The 17,819-nt window shown below is 60.6% G+C and carries 20 protein-coding genes and 1 pseudogene; 4 read left to right on the forward strand and 17 right to left on the reverse strand.

Translation table 11 applies throughout. The annotated features are described in order from the left end of the window. Positions 1-3: 3 nt before the first annotated feature. The 7 genes and pseudogenes from trpB to MHI61_RS23735 all read right to left on the reverse strand — a co-directional run. Positions 4-1,224 (reverse strand): tryptophan synthase subunit beta, encoded by a 1,221-nt coding sequence (gene trpB, locus MHI61_RS23705; protein ID WP_239790811.1) that lies wholly within the window; start codon positions 1,222-1,224, stop codon positions 4-6. A gap of 2 nt (positions 1,225-1,226) precedes the next feature. Next, complete coding sequence (locus MHI61_RS23710) at positions 1,227-1,895, reverse strand: phosphoribosylanthranilate isomerase (RefSeq protein ID WP_239790812.1); 669 nt, start codon at positions 1,893-1,895, stop codon at positions 1,227-1,229. A 75-nt stretch (positions 1,896-1,970) separates the two neighbouring features. Further along, on the reverse strand, positions 1,971-2,729 hold the full coding sequence (locus tag MHI61_RS23715; protein WP_239790813.1) for a SprT family zinc-dependent metalloprotease: 759 nt from the start codon (positions 2,727-2,729) through the stop codon (positions 1,971-1,973). Between the two features lie 109 nt (positions 2,730-2,838). Continuing rightward, complete coding sequence (locus tag MHI61_RS23720; RefSeq protein WP_183919631.1) at positions 2,839-3,276, reverse strand: DUF2852 domain-containing protein; 438 nt, start codon at positions 3,274-3,276, stop codon at positions 2,839-2,841. A 142-nt stretch (positions 3,277-3,418) separates the two neighbouring features. Beyond that, the gene (gene phaZ / locus MHI61_RS23725) at positions 3,419-4,699 is read right to left on the reverse strand and encodes a polyhydroxyalkanoate depolymerase (protein ID WP_239790814.1); all 1,281 of its coding nucleotides are present in this window, start codon (positions 4,697-4,699) and stop codon (positions 3,419-3,421) included. 205 nt (positions 4,700-4,904) lie between these two features. Continuing rightward, positions 4,905-5,747 carry a fumarylacetoacetate hydrolase family protein gene (locus MHI61_RS23730; protein WP_239790815.1) on the reverse strand — a complete coding sequence of 281 codons (843 nt, stop codon included), beginning with the start codon at positions 5,745-5,747 and terminating at the stop codon, positions 4,905-4,907. 122 nt (positions 5,748-5,869) lie between these two features. Beyond that, positions 5,870-6,100: pseudogene (locus tag MHI61_RS23735) on the reverse strand (glutathione S-transferase C-terminal domain-containing protein); the annotation flags it as partial. Positions 6,101-6,153: 53 nt separating this feature from the next. On the opposite strand from MHI61_RS23735, the gene MHI61_RS23740 reads away from it, so the two are divergent. Continuing rightward, positions 6,154-6,438, forward strand: a complete 285-nt coding sequence (locus MHI61_RS23740; protein WP_239790816.1) for a DUF2218 domain-containing protein — start codon at positions 6,154-6,156, stop codon at positions 6,436-6,438. Positions 6,439-6,480: 42 nt separating this feature from the next. After that, a complete protein-coding gene (locus tag MHI61_RS23745) occupies positions 6,481-7,080 on the forward strand; it encodes a nitroreductase family protein (protein ID WP_239790817.1) in 600 nt (199 codons plus the stop codon). Between the two features lie 67 nt (positions 7,081-7,147). On the opposite strand, the gene gyrB is transcribed toward MHI61_RS23745, so the two are convergent. The 5 genes from gyrB to MHI61_RS23770 form a co-directional block, all read right to left on the reverse strand. Then, on the reverse strand, positions 7,148-9,583 hold the full coding sequence (gene gyrB, locus MHI61_RS23750; protein ID WP_239790818.1) for a DNA topoisomerase (ATP-hydrolyzing) subunit B: 2,436 nt from the start codon (positions 9,581-9,583) through the stop codon (positions 7,148-7,150). A 135-nt stretch (positions 9,584-9,718) separates the two neighbouring features. Then, complete coding sequence (locus MHI61_RS23755; protein ID WP_010030279.1) at positions 9,719-10,096, reverse strand: helix-turn-helix transcriptional regulator; 378 nt, start codon at positions 10,094-10,096, stop codon at positions 9,719-9,721. After that, positions 10,093-10,662, reverse strand: coding sequence for a Smr/MutS family protein (locus tag MHI61_RS23760; RefSeq protein ID WP_239790819.1), 570 nt, complete (start codon positions 10,660-10,662; stop codon positions 10,093-10,095). The genes MHI61_RS23755 and MHI61_RS23760 overlap by 4 nt, the downstream gene beginning before the upstream one ends. Beyond that, positions 10,662-11,783, reverse strand: coding sequence for a murein transglycosylase A (locus MHI61_RS23765; protein WP_239790820.1), 1,122 nt, complete (start codon positions 11,781-11,783; stop codon positions 10,662-10,664). The genes MHI61_RS23760 and MHI61_RS23765 overlap by 1 nt, the downstream gene beginning before the upstream one ends. Next, a complete protein-coding gene (locus MHI61_RS23770) occupies positions 11,776-12,480 on the reverse strand; it encodes a Tim44/TimA family putative adaptor protein (RefSeq protein WP_239790821.1) in 705 nt (234 codons plus the stop codon). Before MHI61_RS23770 ends, MHI61_RS23765 begins: the two co-directional genes overlap by 8 nt. Positions 12,481-12,611: 131 nt before the next feature. Here MHI61_RS23770 and MHI61_RS23775 point away from each other — a divergent pair, with 131 nt between their 5' ends. Next, entirely contained in the window at positions 12,612-13,118 is a 507-nt protein-coding gene (locus MHI61_RS23775) for an FxsA family protein (protein WP_097663645.1), read from the forward strand. A 101-nt stretch (positions 13,119-13,219) separates the two neighbouring features. Then, positions 13,220-13,702: a protein-export chaperone SecB gene (secB, locus tag MHI61_RS23780; RefSeq protein WP_037115887.1), complete on the forward strand. Its 483-nt coding sequence runs from the start codon at positions 13,220-13,222 to the stop codon at positions 13,700-13,702. 86 nt (positions 13,703-13,788) lie between these two features. On the opposite strand, the gene dnaQ is transcribed toward secB, so the two are convergent. Genes dnaQ through MHI61_RS23805 form a run of 5 tightly spaced genes read right to left on the reverse strand, consistent with a single transcriptional unit; the run spans position 13,789 to position 17,418 of the window. After that, positions 13,789-14,514: a DNA polymerase III subunit epsilon gene (gene dnaQ / locus MHI61_RS23785; RefSeq protein WP_239790822.1), complete on the reverse strand. Its 726-nt coding sequence runs from the start codon at positions 14,512-14,514 to the stop codon at positions 13,789-13,791. Further along, positions 14,507-15,118 carry a dephospho-CoA kinase gene (gene coaE, locus MHI61_RS23790; RefSeq protein WP_239790823.1) on the reverse strand — a complete coding sequence of 204 codons (612 nt, stop codon included), beginning with the start codon at positions 15,116-15,118 and terminating at the stop codon, positions 14,507-14,509. Before coaE ends, dnaQ begins: the two co-directional genes overlap by 8 nt. Then, positions 15,118-15,975, reverse strand: a complete 858-nt coding sequence (locus MHI61_RS23795; protein ID WP_239790824.1) for a shikimate dehydrogenase — start codon at positions 15,973-15,975, stop codon at positions 15,118-15,120. The genes coaE and MHI61_RS23795 overlap by 1 nt, the downstream gene beginning before the upstream one ends. Further along, positions 15,968-16,567 carry a Maf-like protein gene (locus MHI61_RS23800; protein WP_239790825.1) on the reverse strand — a complete coding sequence of 200 codons (600 nt, stop codon included), beginning with the start codon at positions 16,565-16,567 and terminating at the stop codon, positions 15,968-15,970. Before MHI61_RS23800 ends, MHI61_RS23795 begins: the two co-directional genes overlap by 8 nt. Before the next feature lie 29 nt (positions 16,568-16,596). Next, complete coding sequence (locus MHI61_RS23805; protein WP_037115893.1) at positions 16,597-17,418, reverse strand: pyruvate, water dikinase regulatory protein; 822 nt, start codon at positions 17,416-17,418, stop codon at positions 16,597-16,599. Positions 17,419-17,819: the final 401 nt, after the last annotated feature.

The raw sequence follows: 17,819 nt of genomic DNA on the forward strand, positions 1-17,819 counted from the left end.
GTCTTACAGTCCCATTCCCAGAATCTTGCCGACGGTGAAGATATCCTTGTCGCCGCGGCCGGAGAGATTCATCAGGATGATCTCGTCCTTGCCCATCGTCGGCGCGCGCTTGATCACTTCGGCAATCGCATGCGCGGCCTCGAGCGCCGGGATGATGCCTTCGAGGCGGGTCAGGGTCTGGAAGGCTTCGAGCGCTTCGTGATCCATGATCGGCACATAGTCGACACGGCCGATATCGCTGAGCCACGAATGTTCCGGGCCGATGCCGGGATAATCGAGACCGGCCGAAATCGAATGGCCTTCCTTGATCTGTCCGTCGCCGTCCTGCAGCAGATAGGTGCGGTTGCCGTGCAGCACGCCCGGCGAACCGGCGGTGATCGAAGCGCAATGTTCGTCGCCCTGAAGGCCCTTGCCCCCGGCTTCGACACCGACGATCTTGACGGAGGAATCGTCGAGGAAGGGGTGGAAGATGCCGATCGCGTTCGAACCGCCGCCGACGGCCGCGACGACGAGATCGGGAAGCCGGCCTTCGGCTGCCAGCATCTGCTCTTTCGCTTCCGCGCCGATCACTGACTGGAAGTCGCGGACCATCTCCGGATAGGGATGCGGGCCGGCCGCCGTGCCGATCAGGTAGTAGGTATCCTCGACATTGGTCACCCAATCGCGGAGCGCCTCGTTCATGGCATCCTTCAAGGTGCCGCTGCCGGCGGTTACCGGTTTGACTTCGGCGCCGAGCAGCTTCATGCGGAAAACGTTCGGCGCCTGACGTTCGACGTCGGTGGCGCCCATATAGACGACGCAGGGGAGGCCGAAGCGGGCGGCAACGGTGGCGGAGGCGACACCGTGCTGGCCGGCACCGGTCTCGGCGATGATCCGCGTCTTGCCCATGCGCTTGGCGAGCAGGATCTGGCCGATGCAATTGTTGATCTTGTGCGAACCGGTGTGATTCAGCTCTTCGCGCTTGAAATAGATCTTCGCGCCGCCGAGTTCGGCCGTCAGCCGCTCGGCGAAATAAAGCGGGCTCGGGCGGCCGATGTAGTGCGCGCCGAGATGCTTCAATTCGGCCTGAAAGATCGGATCGGTCTTCGCCTTGTTCCACTCGTCCTGCAGGTCGAGGATCAGCGGCATCAATGTTTCGGCAACGAAACGACCGCCGTAAATGCCGAAGCGCCCATCTTCATCGGGGCCGGAACGGAAGGAATTCGGTTTAGGCGTCTCGTTCACTCTCAACTCCCTGGGGCCATGACAGGCGCATCCGCCTTTTCGACCGCATCGAAAAATTCATCGATCAATGCAACGCTTTTCACGCCGGGCTCGGTTTCGACACCCGAGGAGACGTCGATACCACGCGCCTTGGTGTTCGCCAGCGCATCCGCGACATTGTTCTTGTTCAGGCCGCCGGAAAGCATGTAGTCGATGCTCTCGTCGATCCAACCGAGAAGGCTCCAGTCGAAGGAAATACCGTTGCCACCCGGCAGTTCGGAACCCTTCGGCGCTTTCGCATCGAACAGGAAACGGTCGGCGATGCCGATATAGGCCTCGACCCGCTTCAGATCGTCGGCCGTGCGCACCGAAAAGACCTTCATGACTGGCAAGCCATAGAGCGCCTTTATGGTCAGCACGTGTCCGGGGCTTTCGTTGCCGTGGAGCTGCAGAATATCCGGCTTCAACAGCGAGATGATCTCGTCAAGCTCGTCATTGGTGGGATCGACGACGACAGCGACGATTTTCGCCTTGCCGCGCGCGGGTTCGGCAAGTTTTGCCGCGAGGTCCGGCTCGATGTAGCGCGGGCTTTTTTCAAAGAAGATAAAACCGATATGGGTCGCGCCGCGTTTCAGCGCGCGATCAATCGCTTCCGGCGTCTTCAAGCCACAGATTTTGATATCCGGTTTCATGGCAGCGAAGTGACACGAAATGCGGCAAGAGTCGAGCCAATTTGCATGCAAAGCCGCATTTAGAGCGAGCTTCGATCAGTCGAAATCGATGGCGTGCAGCTGGCTGCCATGCCGCTTCAGCCAGGCTTTCGCCTCCTCCATCCCGGGACAAAGCTTGCGGCAAAGCGCCCAGAAGTGCGGACCGTGGTTCATTTCCTTGAGATGGGCGACCTCATGAGCGGCGAGATAATCGATCACCGCAGGCGGCGCCATGACGATCCGCCAGGAAAAACTCAAATTTCCCTCCGACGAGCAGGAACCCCAGCGGCTGCGGGTATCCTTCATCGAGATCGAGCGGATCGGCGCCCGGATGGTTGCGGCATGCATCGCCGCCAGTTTCTCGAGATCGGTGCGCGCCTCCTTCTTGAGAAACGCTGCGATACGCCGCCCCATATGCTCCGGCATGCCGCTGACGCGCAGGATCGGTCCGTTCTCCTCCAAGACCGCTTCCGTCAATCCGCGCAGGCTGCCGGAATGCTCGATCCGATGGGAAACGCCGCGCAAAAGGATCCTGCCGCCATCGCGCAGGCCGCAATTGGTCGAGAATTTGGCAAGCTTGGTGAGCAGCCAGCCCTGGTGACGATCAAGGAAGGCATTGACCTCGCGCGGTGCAAGCCCTTTCGGAACCGTCATCTTCAAGGCCCGGCCGCCCGGCTCGATGCGCAGGGTAATGCGCGTCGCCTGTTCATGATGCTTGATGGTGAGAGGCATCAGCCGGCCGGCGACATCAAGCGTCCGCGTTTCGGGCGGAGCCGGCTTGCGCGCCTTTGACCGTGTTTTCAGAAGCGGAAACATGGGTGTTTTCTATACGATTCGCCGGCGAATCTAAACGATTGCCCGGCAGGTAGACATGGAAAAACCGGCATCGGTCAAGATGCCGGTCATCGCTTCATCACTCAATCGCTCACGGCGTCTGAAATTCCGCGACCGGGCCGCCGTTATCGTCGCGCTTGGCATTCTTGCGGTCACGCATGAAACGGTCGAACTCTTCCTGGTCCTTGGCGCGGCGGAGTTCACGCAGATACTCGTCGAATTCCTTGCGCATTTCATCGAGCTTGCGGCGCTCCTCCTCGATCCGGTCAAGTTCGGCCTTACGCCAGTCGTCGAAGGCGACATTGCCGGTCGAGAAATGCGGGCGGTGATGGCCATGCGAACGGCGGCAGGAGGCAAAGAAGCCGTCGGTCGCCTGGTTTACGTCGCGCTTGAAGCCGCGCAGACGCTCGCCGAAGATGATGTAGGCAAGCATGGCCAGACCCAGAGGCCAGAAAACCATGAAGCCGAGAATCATCAGGGCAATGGTAGCCGGAGTCCAATCCGGTCGAAGCAATGCTGACTGGTTCATCGTGCGGTATCCTCGCGTTCTGCGCCCGGCAAGATGCCGAACGCTGAAATCGATGTGGTTACCGCAGTAGCAGGCTTCAAGACGATTGCCCGCGAAATCGGACAAAGTCTTGAATCCATTTTCTAATTCAGCTGGCCCTGATTTACGCCGTCCGGCCGCCCTTGATGACGCGCGGCACCGGGCGGCGCTTGACGGCGGCACGCGAATGCTGGCGGACGAAATTGACGATGCGCGGCGCGATCTCGCGGCGGAAACGCGAGCCATTGAAAACACCGTAATGGCCGACATCCGGCTGGAGATAATGCATACGCATATCTTCGGGAATGTTCACGCAGATGGTCTGTGCCGCCTTGGTCTGGCCGACGCCCGAGATGTCGTCATTCTCACCTTCAACGGTCAGAAGCGCGACGTTGCGGATCGCCGCAGCATCGACGCGTTTGCCGCGATGCATCAATTCGCCCTTCGGGAGCGAATGCTTCATGAAGACCTGTTCCACCGTCTGCAGGTAGAATTCTGCCGTCAAATCCATCACCGCCAGATATTCGTCGTAGAAGTCGCGATGTTTTTCCGGTTCGCCGTCGTTCTTCACGAGGTGCATGAAGAATTCCTTGTGGGCGACGAGGTGCCGGTCGAGGTTCATCGACATGAAGCCGGAAAGCTGCAGGAATCCCGGATAGACAGGCCGCATGAAGCCCGGCTGCGGCCAGGGCACATTCATGATGACATTGTCGGAAAACCACTGCAGCGACCGCTCCTGGGCGAGCTTGTTGACGGCGGTCGGATTGATGCGCGTATCGATAGGCCCCCCCATCAGCGTCATCGAGGATGGCGAGAGCGGATCGTTGGCTTCCTCCATCACCGCGGCTGCGACCAGCACCGGGACGGACGGCTGACAGACGGCGATCACATGCGTGTCGTGACCGAGAAAATGCAGCATCTCGATGATGTAGTCGACGTAATCGTCGAAATCGAACGTGCCTTCCGTCATCGGCACCATACGGGCGTCGATCCAGTCGGTGATGTAAACATCGGCGTTCGGAAGCAGCGCCTCGACCGTGCCGCGCAACAGCGTCGCATAGTGACCGGACATCGGCGCCACGATCAGAATGCGCGGGTCGCTGGCACGGCCGGGCGGAACGTTCCGCGCGAAATGCAGCAGATTGCAGAAGGAGCGCGACCAGATGACCTCTTCACGAACAGAAACCGTCTGGTCGTCGATCGTCGTCTGCTTCAAGCCGAATTCCGGCTTGCCGTAGCGGCGTGTCGTGCGTTCGAACATTTCGAGGCTTGCCGCCATCGTTCGGCCGAACGGGGTGTGGGCAAACGGGTTCAGTGGATTGGCATAGGCAAAACGCATGATATCCGCCGCGGCGCGAAACGGCGCCATGGCAGCATGATTCAATTCATAAAGCTGATAAAACATACAAGGCGCCGCCTTTCTCTATCGAAAAGATGACGTCGATTGATGGACATCGAATTTCTTTCCGCACGCTGGCACGTAACGCAGACTAACAGGTTTTTGTTGCACAGCAACATGGACGTGCCGAACCTGCACAGGAAATGCCAGAGTGTTGATCCCTGGCATCACAATAGAACTGAAAGCTTAAGCTTCAGCGCAGTTAGCATCGTTAACGATCGGCAACGAAGCTCTGCTTCTGGCTGCCGAGGCCTTCGATGCCGAGCTCGACGACATCGCCGTCCCGGAGATAGCGCGGCGGCTTCATGCCCATGCCCACACCGGGCGGCGTGCCTGTCGAGATGACGTCGCCCGGATGCAGCGACATGAACTGGCTGAGATAGGAAACAATGTGGGCGACGCCGTAGACCATCGTCCTCGAGGAGCCGTTCTGCATCGTCTGGCCGTTGACCTTCAACCACATGCCGAGGTTCTGCGGGTCGGCAATCTCGTCCTTGGTAACCAGCCAGGGGCCGATCGGTCCGAATGTGTCGCAGGACTTGCCCTTGGTCCACTGGCCGGCGCGTTCCGTCTGGAAGGCGCGTTCGGAAACGTCGTGCGAGACGCAGTAACCGGCGACATAGTCGAGCGCGTCGGCTTCGCTGACATATTTCGCGGTTTTGCCGATGACGACGCCGAGCTCGACTTCCCAATCGGTCTTTTCCGAACCGCGCGGGATGAGAACGGTGTCGTTCGGGCCTGTTATGGCCGACGTTGCCTTCATGAAGATTACCGGCTCCGGCGGCACGGTGGCGCCGGTTTCGGCGGCGTGGTCGGAGAAATTGAGGCCGATGCAGATGAATTTGCCGGTGCCGGCAACACAGGCGCCGATGCGGCCGGGAGCAAGTTCGGGAAGGCTGTTCGGATCGATCGCCGCGATCTTTGCAAGACCCGCCGGCGAGATCGCCTCGCCGCCGATATCGGCGACATGACCGGAGAGATCGCGGATTTTGCCATCGGCATCGAGAAGTGCCGGTGTTTCACGACCTGCTTCGCCAACACGCATCAGCTTCATGGAATTCCTCCTCATCAAAAACGAAGTTGCGATCACCTATGAACGAATTATTCATCGGTGTCATTACGGCTTTGCCGGGAAGCGGTACGGCCTTCTAGAAAATTTCTGACAGGTCAGGGCCGGGCGATGCCCGGCCAATCGCGCATGCGGCGGCAGAAGGCGCGCAGATTGGCATAATCCGACAGCCGGGCAGATTGCATTTGAAGACGCCGTGATAGGCGGCATCGAAGCGCGCCAGCGTCACGAAAAGCCGGATATCGCTTTCTATCGGATGATCGGCAAAGAGGAAAGGCCGGCCACTCGAACTGCGGCTCGACCCAGTCAAGGCAGGAGAAGACATCGCTTGCCAAGGCTGCGAGGCAGGAAATATGACTTTTCTGCAGTCCAAGATGAGATGGAGTTCGACATGCACCTCTCCAAGGCAACCGTGCGCACCGAACATGCAAGCCGCTACCTGCAGCAGCTCTGCAAACATTGGAGTCACAAGTTCAGCGTCGATTTCGACCCGCACAGGGGCCGGGTTCCATTCAGCGACAGTGCTGAGGTGACCTTTGCCGCCGACGATGCGGGCCTGACCATGATGCTTTCCGTTGCCGATCCCGCGCAGCAGGCAAGGATGCAAGGCGTCATCGACGATCACCTGAAGCGCTTCGCCTTTCGCGAGGAACTCGACATCGTCTGGATGGACTGACCCGAACCTGATCCGAATTGCTGCCCCGACCCCGGAACAAGCATGACGAAGAGCAATAACCGCGAATCCCAATATCCGATCGATCCGATGTTTCTCGATCGCTGGTCGCCGCGCGCCTTCACCGGCGAAATCATTGAGGAGGCACAGCTTCTCAGCCTGCTCGACGCCGCCCACTGGGCGCCGTCTTCTTCCAACCAGCAGCCCTGGCGCTTCGTCTATGCCCTGAAAGGTTCGGAACATTGGGAGAAATTCGTCGCATTGCTCGTCGATGCCAATCAGGAATGGGCGAAGAATGCGTCAGCGCTGATCTTCGTCGTGTCGCGCAGCTTCACCGGAGTTGCCGGTTCCGGCGAGGAAAAGCCAAGCTACACGCATTCCTTCGATGCCGGCGCGGCATGGGGCCACCTGGCGCTGCAGGCGCGCCTCTCCGGTTTCTACGCCCATGGCATGGGCGGTATCAAACACGAAGACATCATGAAGACCTTCGGCATTCCCGAGGGGTACAGGGTCGAGGCGGGTGTCGCTGTCGGTCGGCTGGCCGATAAGGGCGTCCTCTCCGAACGCAACCAGGCGCGCGAATTCCCCAGCCAGCGCAAGCCGCTCTCCGAAGTCGCCTTCAACGGCCGTTTCGTCGCGAACTGAGTGAAACCGGACAAACAAAGGCCCCGCGGTTCGAGGACAGCGGGGCCTTTTGCTGAAAAAATAACGATCAGATATCGAGATTTGCAACGCTGAGCGCGTTCTCCTGGATGAATTCGCGCCGCGGCTCGACCTCGTCACCCATCAGGCGGGCGAAGAGACCATCGGCATCGGTGGCGTCCGTGACCTTGACCTGCAGCAGCGAACGGACGTTCGGATCGAGCGTCGTTTCCCAGAGCTGTTCGGCGTTCATTTCGCCAAGCCCCTTGTAGCGCTGCATAGAGAGGCCCTTGCGGCCGCTGGCGAAGATCGCGTCAAGCAGGGCGCGAGGCCCCGAAATCTCGATGTCGCCTTCGCGCCGATGCAGCGACGGCGGCGTCTGATAGATTTCCTTGAGACGTGACGTCAGCTGGTCGATATGCCGGGCATCGGAGGAGCCGATCAGCGCCATGTCGAGCACGACGATCTCCTTGACACCGCGGACCATGCGCTCGAGGCGCAGGCCGCCATCGCTGGTCAGATCGCCCTGCCAGCCGCGCTCGGTTTCCTCGGCGATGATGTCGAGACGGCTTGCGACTTCGCTCGCCAGTGCCTGGGCTCTTGTCTGGTCACTGACGAGTTCGGCGTTGAGCGCACCGGCAATTGCCGCTTGTTCGACGACGGCGCGATTGTAGCGCGAATGAAGATTGTCGAGCAGAGCGCGCATGCGCAGCGCATCCAGAATGACCTCGCGCAGATCCTGGCCGGTGCGGACCTCGCCGCTGCCGAGCCTCAGCGCCGCATCCTCCAGACCCTGGACGATCAGATATTCCTCGAGCGCCTTCTCGTCCTTCAGATATTGCACCGACTTGCCGCGTGCGACCTTATAGAGCGGCGGCTGGGCGATGTAGAGGTGGCCGCGCTCGATCAGCTCCGGCATCTGGCGGAAGAAGAAGGTGAGCAGCAGGGTGCGGATATGGGCGCCGTCGACGTCGGCGTCCGTCATGATGATGATCTTATGATAACGCAGTTTCTCGGCGTTGAACTCGTCCTTGCCGATGCCGGTGCCGAGTGCCGTGATCAGCGTGCCGATTTCCTGACTCGACAGCATCTTGTCGAAACGGGCGCGTTCGACGTTGAGGATCTTGCCGCGCAGCGGCAGGATCGCCTGGTTTTCGCGCGAGCGGCCCTGCTTGGCCGAGCCGCCGGCGGAATCGCCCTCGACCAGGAAAACTTCGGATTTTGCCGGATCGCGCTCGGAGCAGTCGGCGAGCTTGCCGGGCAGCGAGGCGATATCGAGGGCGCCCTTGCGGCGGGTCAATTCACGGGCCTTGCGGGCCGCTTCGCGGGCGGCGGCGGCCTCGACGACCTTGCCGACGAGGATCTTGGCTTCGCTCGGATGCTCTTCGAACCAGGTGCTCAGCGCCTCGTTGACCAGACTTTCGACGACAGGACGGACTTCCGAGGAAACGAGCTTGTCCTTGGTCTGCGAGGAGAATTTGGGATCAGGCACCTTGACCGACAGAACCGCGGTCAGACCTTCGCGGCAATCTTCGCCCTGCAGCGTCACCTTTTCCTTTTTGGTGATGCCGGAATTGTCAGCATAGGAAACCACCTGGCGCGTCAAGGCCGCGCGGAAGCCGGCCATATGGGTGCCGCCGTCGCGCTGGGGAATATTGTTGGTGAAGCAGAGCACGTTCTCGTGATAGCTGTCATTCCACCACATCGCGACTTCGACGGTGATGCCGTCCTTTTCGCCGCGGATGGCGACCGGCTTGTCAACGAGCGGCTTCTTGGCGCGGTCGAGATAGGCGACGAAGGCCTCGAGGCCGCCGTCATAGCGCAGCTCTTCCTGCTTGATATCGGAATGGCGCTTATCGGTCAGCAGGATGCGCACGCCGGAGTTCAGGAAGGCGAGTTCGCGCAGGCGATGTTCCAGCGTGCCGTAGTCGAACTCCGTCATGGTGAAGGTTTCGCTGCTCGGCATGAAGCTCACTTCGGTGCCGGTCTCGTCTGGCGCCTCGCCCGTGACCTTCAGCGGCGCATCGGCCACGCCATGGGTGAAGCTCATTTCATGGATCTTGCCATGGCGGCGGATCTTCAGCTTCAGCCAGACGGAAAGCGCGTTGACGACGGAAACGCCGACGCCATGCAGACCGCCGGAAACCTTGTAGGAATTCTGGTCGAATTTACCGCCGGCGTGCAGCTGCGTCATGATCACTTCGGCCGCCGACACGCCTTCGCCGGTGTGGATGTCGGTCGGGATGCCGCGGCCGTTATCGGTGACGGTCACCGAGCCATCCGGATTGAGGCTGACGGTGACGATGTCGGCATGGCCGGCCAGCGCTTCGTCGATCGCGTTGTCGACGACTTCATAGACCATGTGGTGAAGGCCGGAGCCGTCGTCGGTATCGCCGATATACATGCCGGGGCGTTTGCGCACGGCATCGAGGCCCTTCAGGACCTTGATGGAATCTGCGCCATATTCGGTGCTTACGCCGTTTTCCGTCGCGGATGTATCGCTCATTCTGTCGAGATTTTCCCTGTTGTCGTAAAGCGGCGGCGCGCCTTGCGAATCACCGGCTTTCTTCACCCTCGTATATAGGTTTTTTGAGCCCGGTTCCCAATGGCAAGTCCCCTGAACAAGCCATAAAACAGGGGATTATGACGCTTTTCCGTCGCCTTTGCCGCCATTTTCGAGAAGAGCCGATAACCGGGCGATCTCAGCGCTGTCAAGCTCGCGGATCCGCCGGGCAAGCCGGTTGGCAAATTCGGTATATTCCGGTGGCAGGCCCGAGGTGTCGATGACGACGCGCGGGTCGGAGGAACGGGCGAGCAGGAACAGTTCCTCAGCCTCGTCCCAGATGATGTTGAAATAGCCGGCGATGCGCTGCAGCAGATCGAATGTCGGCAGACCGCGCTTGCCATGTTCGAGCGCCGAGAGATAGGCGGGAGAGACGTTCAGCGCTTCCGCCATCTCCTTCTGCGAGACACCCTTGCGCGCCCTCAGCCGGCGAACCGCCTCGCCGAAGGGGGTCATGGCCGCTCCCCATGCCGCCGCGCCAGGCGGATATAGAGCGCGCCCTCACCGCCATGATGCTGTGCGGCCTGTTCATAGGACGAAATCAGGTAGCGGAATTCCGGCTTCGAGAACCAGAGCGGCACGGCCCGCTTCAGCGCACCGGCGCTGCCCATCGAACTGCCCTTGCCGGTGATCACAAGCACGTGGCGCATGCCGCGCTCATGGGCGCGGATCAGAAAATCGAGAAGGATGACATGGGCCTCGCTTTGCACCAGGCCGTGCAGGTCGATGCGCGCCTCCAGCGCCAGCCGGCCCTTGGCGATCTTGCGCTTGACCGGCTTTTCCAGCGGATGATGCACGCCGGCCGGCCGTTTCGACGCCGACGGCGTTGCCGGCTGGTCCGGCGTAAACGAGGCGGGCAGCTGCTTTTCGGTCTTCTCCCGTTCCGCCGCCGCTTCCGTCTCGGCGAGAAAGGTATCGAGTTCGCTGAGCTCACCTGCCTTGCCGGGCATCGGCCGCGTGCTGCGGGCAACCTTGCCCCAGAGGATCCTTTCATCGGCACTGAGCTTGCGATCCTTGGCCATCAGTCGAATCGTCCGGCGGCGGCATTGGGAATGAGGATGGCGAAATCGGCGTCGTTGCGGACGGTGCCGGCTCGTTCTCCCGCCATATCCCCCGAGCCGGTGAAGATGTCGCCGCGCGCCGGCCCGACGATCGCCGAGCCGGTATCGAGCGCCAGCATCAGCCGGCCGAAGGCCCGGCCATCGTCGAGATGCGTGAGACTTTCGGCGCGGATGAAAAAGGGAAAGCCGAAGGTATGGATCAGCCGGTCGACGGCAAGCGAACGGCCGGCAAGAAGCGGCACCTTGGCGGCCGCGATCGGACCAGCCTCAGGATCGGCGACCACCGCTTCCCGGAAGAAAATATAAGAGCCGTTGTGCCATAGCACTTCGTCCACCCGCTCGGGATTGCGCGCCAGCCAGGCGCGGATCGACTGCATCGAAATCTCGGCTCGGTCGATTTCTCCGCGCTCGATCAGCAGCTTGCCGATCGCCGAGAAGGCATGACCGGCCTTCGCCGCGTAGGTGATGCGGCCGATATGGCCATCTCTGTAACGTAGCCGGGCGGCGCCTTGCACATGGACGAAGAAGACATCGACCTTCGACTTCGCCCAGGCGATTTCGAGGCCGCGGCCTTCAAGAAAACCCTGGTCGATCGCGCGGCGATCCGGATAGGCGCCGATGCGGCCGTCATCATGGCGGCGGCCGAACGCATAGGCCTCGTCCAGTTCGGTCGGGCGATTGCCGTCGTCGAGATCGATCAGATCGTCCGGACGGCGATAGAGGGGAAAACGAAAAATGTCATCCGGCTTTTCCGATACCTCGATCTCGGGCTCGTAGAAGGCGGTGACGAAGCCGGGATTGCCATCCTTGCGGCGGATCAGGAATGGCCGGCAGTGTGTTTCGAAAAAGCCGCGTGCCGATGCGGGAGAGGACGGTGTGAAATCTTCGGCGGCGATCAGAAGCGGAAGCAAATCTTCCGAACTCAGGCCGAGCGAGCCGGCGCGGTAAGGTTTGACCTCGGTGATCTGGCGCCGACAGCACCGCATGACTTCAAAAAGGCCGGAGGGATCATCATCCTTCCAGCCTTCCAAAGTGTCGAAGCTTACGGCCTGCAGGACGAAGTCCGATGCGTGGTCACTCATGTTCCAATTCGGTCGCCACAAGTTTCCAGTTCGGATCGCGCGAGCGGGTATCGCGGGCGAAGGTCCAGAGGTCATTGACCTCGGCGACGTTCTCGGCATCGCCTTCGATCAGCGCATCCGCCTTGTCGTAAGTGGCCGATATCAGCTGGCTGACGATGCGCACGGTGATCTGCGCTTCGCTGCCCTTCGTCTCGGCATGGGTGATTTCGGCCTTGTCGATGCCGACGAAGGTGGACTTCACTTTCTCACCGCGGGCTTCGCGCTCGCCGATCGCCGCATCGAAGCCGTCATAGACCTCACGGGACAGCAGGTTCTTCAGCGTTTTCCGGTCGCCGTCGGCATAGGCCATGACGATCATTTCATAGGCCATGCGGGCGCCGTTCAAAAACTCCTTGGGATTGAAGGAGGGATCGGCCTTGTTCAAGGCGCGCAGCGATTCGTTGAGCGGCGTTCCGGGCGCGGCAACGGCATCGATGGCGGCGAAGCGATCTTCGTCCTCGGCCGTCGCATCACGCCGCGGCAGCGTCACGACCTTGCCGGCATCGGCGGCTTCGGCAGGTGCGGCGTCCCGCGGCGTATAGAGATCGCGCGGCGGCTTCTCGTTTCCCGTGCGGCGGCCGAGCACGGAGCGGAGCTGAAAGAAAATCAGCACCGCCGCCACCAGGAAGAATAATGTGATGAAGTCGTTCGAACTCATATCGTATCGCAGCCGCCGTTAACATCTCTGATTTGTACTCCCATATAGTCCGCCTATACAGATGATTCAAATGATGGCTGGCATCTTCGCCGGCGCCAAGAGGAGACCGGCCAGTCCGGGACATGACGACCATGCGTTTTTCAATCCTGCCGGCTTTCATTCTGCTGCTGCCGCTCGGCGAAATTGCCGGTTTCGTTGTCGTCGGCCGGGCGCTCGGCTTGGCGCTGACACTTGCGCTCGTCGTAGCGAGCTTTGTTTTCGGCGTGGTCCTGCTGCGCCGGCAGGGCATCGGTATCCTGCGCCGCATGTCGAGCGAAGGACGAAACGGCGTGATGCCCGGTAGCGAATTGCTGAAGCCGGCGATGAACGTCATCGCCGCGCTGCTTCTGATCATTCCCGGCTTCCTCACCGATATCATCGCAATCCTCATTCTTATTCCGCCGGTGCGCGATCTCGTCTGGCGCTCGATCGCCAAGCGCTTTGTCGTCGTCAACGCCGAGCGTGGCTTTTCCGCCGGCCCGAAACCGGATTTCCGCGACGGCAACCGGAATTCGAAGGTGGTGGATCTCGACGAGGAGGATTATCATAGGCAGCCGGATCGCAACTCGCCGTGGTCCGGCAAACATCTCGGTGATTGAGGTGGTTCGACCGAGCAACGGCGCCCAGCGCCCAGGGTTGTAAGCCCCTCCCCGAAATGTTAGATGGCGGCACCATTCCCATGCCCTTCGAGGAAAAGCCAATGGCAGACGACAACAACAGCAACGGTGCGACCAACCCCACCCTTTCGATCCTTGCGCAATATACGAAGGATCTGTCCTTCGAAAATCCGGGTGCGCCGCGTTCGCTGCAGGCCCGCGACAAGGCACCGACGATCAACATCAATGTGAACGTCAACGCCAATCCGCTTTCCGACACGGATTTCGATGTCGTGCTGTCGCTGAATGCCGAAGCCAAGGACGATGACAAGACGGTGTTCCATACCGAACTCGTCTATGGCGGCGTCTTCCGCGTTGCCGGCTTCCCGCAGGAGCACATGCTGCCGGTTCTCTTCATCGAATGCCCGCGCATGCTCTTCCCCTTCGCGCGTCAGATCATCGCCGACGTGACCCGCAACGGCGGCTTCCCGCCGCTGATGATCGATCCGATCGACTTCACGCAGATGTTCGCCCAGCGCGTTGCCGAAGAGCAGGCCCGCGCCAAGGTTCAGGCCGTTCCGAACTGATCGAATTCCTTCGGTTCTGACATGCGGATGCCCGGGCAAGTCCCGGGCATTTTCAATTCAGCGCCGCGCATCTGAAATTTAAGGAATCACGCCGGCGGGCTGCCGAATTTCGACCAGATGCCTTTTTCGCCGAGCTTGGCGACCAGTGCCTCATGCGCCTGCGCTTCGGCCTGGCTGAGGCGGGGCGCAAGCGGGCGGGGCCGCTCAAGCACCGCTGCTATCACGCCATCATCTTCCATCGCCATTCCGCCGCGCGCCGCCTGGCCGGATTGGCCCGATAGGCCGAGGCCAAGGGCCGCCTGCCGGCCGCCGATCATTTCGATATAGACTTCGGCCAGCAGTTCGGAGTCGAGAAGCGCGCCGTGTTTGGCGCGGTGCGAATTGTCGACGCCGTAACGCCGGCAAAGCGCGTCGAGCGAATTTGGTCCCATCGGATGTTTGCGCCGCGCCATGGACAGCGTATCGACCACCCGTTCCGGCAGGATCGGCGGCAAACCGATTCGCGCGAATTCAGCATTGATGAAGCCCATGTCGAAGGTAGCGTTATGGGCGATCCATTTGGCATCGCCGAAAAAGGCGAGAATTTCCTCGGCGATCTCGGCGAAGGCTTTCTTGTCCTTCAGGAATTCGTCGGTGATGCCGTGCACGGCGAGCGCATCAGGATGGACCTTCTGATCTCCCGGATTGATGTAGATATGAAGCGTGTTGCCGGTCGGGAAGTGATTGAAGAGTTCGATGCCGCCGATTTCGATGATGCGGTCCATCCGGTTGTCGAGGCCGGTGGTTTCCGTATCGAAAATGATCTCACGCATTCCGGAAATCTCCCTTGGCAATTCGTATTTTCAGATCGGCGACGATCTCAAGCACCCGTTCCCTCGTCTGCTCAATGCTGTGGCTGGTGTCGATCAGGTAATCGGCACGGCGCCTCTTTTCTGCATCCGGCGTCTGGCGAGAGAGAATCATGTCGAATTTTTCCTCGGTCATGTCTTCGCGCGCAAGCACCCTCTGACGCTGAATCTGTGGATCGGTGCTGACGACGACGATGACGTCCACCCTTTCCCAGGCGCCGGTTTCGAAAAGCAGCGGGATATCGAGCAGAACCATCTCGGCGCCGGCGGCGCGGTGGTGCGCCAGAAATTCGGTCTCGCGCTTGCGGACCAGCGGGTGAACGATCGCCTCCAGCCGTTTGAAGCCGTCGGGATCGAGCGCCAGCTGGCGGCCGAGTTCGTGCCGGTCGATCACGCCGTCCTTCATCGTGCCGGGAAAGGCGATATCCACCAGCGGGGCAGCCTCGCCGGCATAGAGATCGTGGACCACGGCATCCGAATCGTTCAGCGGGATCCCGGCCTCGGCAAAGAGCTTGCCGGCCGTCGACTTTCCCATTCCGATCGAGCCGGTCAATCCGATCTTCAGCATCAGTGTGCTTCCATATCCGCAATGATCAGTGCACGCAGTGCGGCGTCGACGACGGGGCGCTTGCCGAACCATTTCTCGAAGCCCGGCACGGCCTGATGCAGCAGCATGCCGAGACCATCGACGATCGCAAAGCCCTGCTCTTGCGCCTGCGCCAGGATCGGCGTCTTCAGCGGCACATAGACGATATCGGTGACGACGGCGTCGGCCGCAAGAGGGGTGAAATCGAGCTGCGGCGCCGCCTCGCCATCCATGCCGAGCGACGTGGTGTTGATAAAGAGGCCGGCGCCTTTCATGACCTCGGCAAGCGCCCCGGCCGGATGGGCGTGGACCTTCGGGCCAAAGCGGTCGGCCAGTTCGCGGGCCCGTTCGACCGTACGGTTGACGACGTGAATTGTCTTGAAGCCGCGGTCGCGAACCGCCTGGATGACGGCCCGGCTGGCGCCGCCGGCGCCAAAGATCACGGCCGTGTCATGCCGGTCCCAGCCCGGATGGCGTTCGTCAAGATTGGCAGTGAAACCGCGGCCATCGGTATTTGTCGCATGGAGAAGGCCATCCTCCAGCCACAGCGTGTTCGACGCGCCGAGTTCGCCTGACAGCGCGTCCGGTTCGTCGGCGAGGCGGAAGGCCAACTCCTTATGGGGAATGGTGACATTGCCGCCGGCAAAGCCGGAACTGCCATCCTTCAGTGAAGCGATGAAATCGGCAAAGGCCCCCGGTGCAACTTCGTGAGCGCGGTAGCTGCCCGGCAGGCCGAGCGTCTTCAACCAATATCCGTGGATCAACGGCGAGCGCGAATGCTTGACCGGAAAGCCGGTGACAAACGCTTTCGGCCCGAATGTTTCACGTGAATCACCCATCGATCGCTCCGAGTTCGCGCAATTTCTTCAGAAGCGGCAGCATCGGCAGGCCGAGGATGGTGAAATAGTCACCTTCGATTTTCTCGAAGAGCTGAATGCCCTGTCCCTCCAATTGATAGGCGCCGACGCTTGACAGCGCTCTGTCGCCGACCCGCGCCAGATGCCCGGCAATGAAATCCGTCGTCAGCGGTCGCATCGTCAGCTCCGCATGGGCGAGATGTTCCCACAGGACCACGCCATTGGTAACGATGGCTACGGCGCTGTTCAATCGATGCGTTTTTCCCGACAGGGCTTGAAGATGGCTCGCCGCGTCGGCCATGTCCTTCGGCTTGTGGAAGACGCGGTCGCCGAGCGACATCGTCTGATCCGAACCGATAACCAGGCTGTCCGAAAAACGGCGGCTGACATCCTCGGCCTTGGCCCTGGCCAGGGCGAGAGCAACGGCATCCGGCGTCGCGCCGGCTTTTTCCAAGGGCGCTTCCAGCGCCCTTTCATCGATACTTGCGGCATGCGCCTCGAAGGACAGACCGGCATTTTCCATCAGCATCCGGCGAAACGGGCTCGACGATGCAAGGATGATTTTTGTTGTCATAGGTTCCTCGGAGTGCCGGCTGTCAGCGCTTAGCGCAGCTTCGGGCGCAGGGCAACGATTGCCGCGGCGGTTTCCTCGATCGAGCGGCGGGTCACGTCGATCAGCGGCCAATTGTGACGGGCGCAAAGCGAGCGGGCATATTTCAGCTCCTCGGAGATCGCGGCGCGATCGGTATAGTGTTCGCGATCGAAGCCCTGGGTCGCTCCGAGGATGCGGTTTTCCCGCACCTGGGAGATGCGGTCGGTGGTGGCGATCAGGCACACGATCAGGGGTTTGGTCGCGACAAGCAGGCTCTCGGGCAATGGCACGCCGTAGACGATCGGAATGTTGGCCGTCTTGATGCCGCGATTGGCGAGATAGATGCTCGTCGGTGTCTTGGACGTCCGGCTGATGCCGATGATGACGACATCGGCATCGTTGTAATCGTCCGGCATCTGGCCGTCGTCGTGATCCATGGTGAAATTCAGCGCTTCGATGCGGGCGAAGTAGCCGGCATTCATCACATGCTGGGCTCCGACCCGGCGACGCGACGGAGCGCCGAGATAGATCTGAAACGCATTCATGACCGGCTCCAGCACATTGACCGAGGCGACGCCCATTTCGGTGCAGCGCTCGTCGATCAGGCTCGCCAGTTCCCGGTCGACGATGGTGTAGAGCACGATGCCGGGCGCATCGTCGATCGCCTGCAGAACCGGCAGCAGTTGTTTGCGATTGCGGATCAGCGGATAGACGTGCTCGATCGGCTGAGCCGATCGGAACTGCGCCGAGGCGGCGCGGCCGGCAGAGATCAGAGTCTCTCCCGTCGAGTCAGAAATCAGATGCAGATGAAAGAAGTTCGTTCTGTTCTCCACGCTATTTTCCGCTGCCTGTTGAAAACACTGGATGATGGAGAGCTAAGGCGGCGAGGCTGCCTCGGGCAAGGGAAAACATGCCGCCTTATCCACATTTCGGATTTTGCGGACCGGTTTTGCCAGGTCCTGTGGAGGATGGGGACGAAATCGGTTTGTCGACGAAAGCTCCACAACTTATCCACAGGAAGGAGAAAATTGCTTGCCGAGCAAGATTTTGGAATCATTTCCGGATTCGCCTTCTCCCCGAAATTTCACAGAATCGGAAAATTCTTTTCGAGTTGTATAGCGGACGCGCGACAAATGGCATCGGCAGTGGATGGATTTTAATCCTTGATAGACACCGACTCTAAGAAATAGAAACCTTTTAAAATATCTTTGATTTTTTATCAGGGAAGAAGCGC

This window comes from Rhizobium sp. K102, from assembly GCF_022385315.1.
GTDB classification, from domain to species: domain Bacteria; phylum Pseudomonadota; class Alphaproteobacteria; order Rhizobiales; family Rhizobiaceae; genus Rhizobium; species Rhizobium croatiense.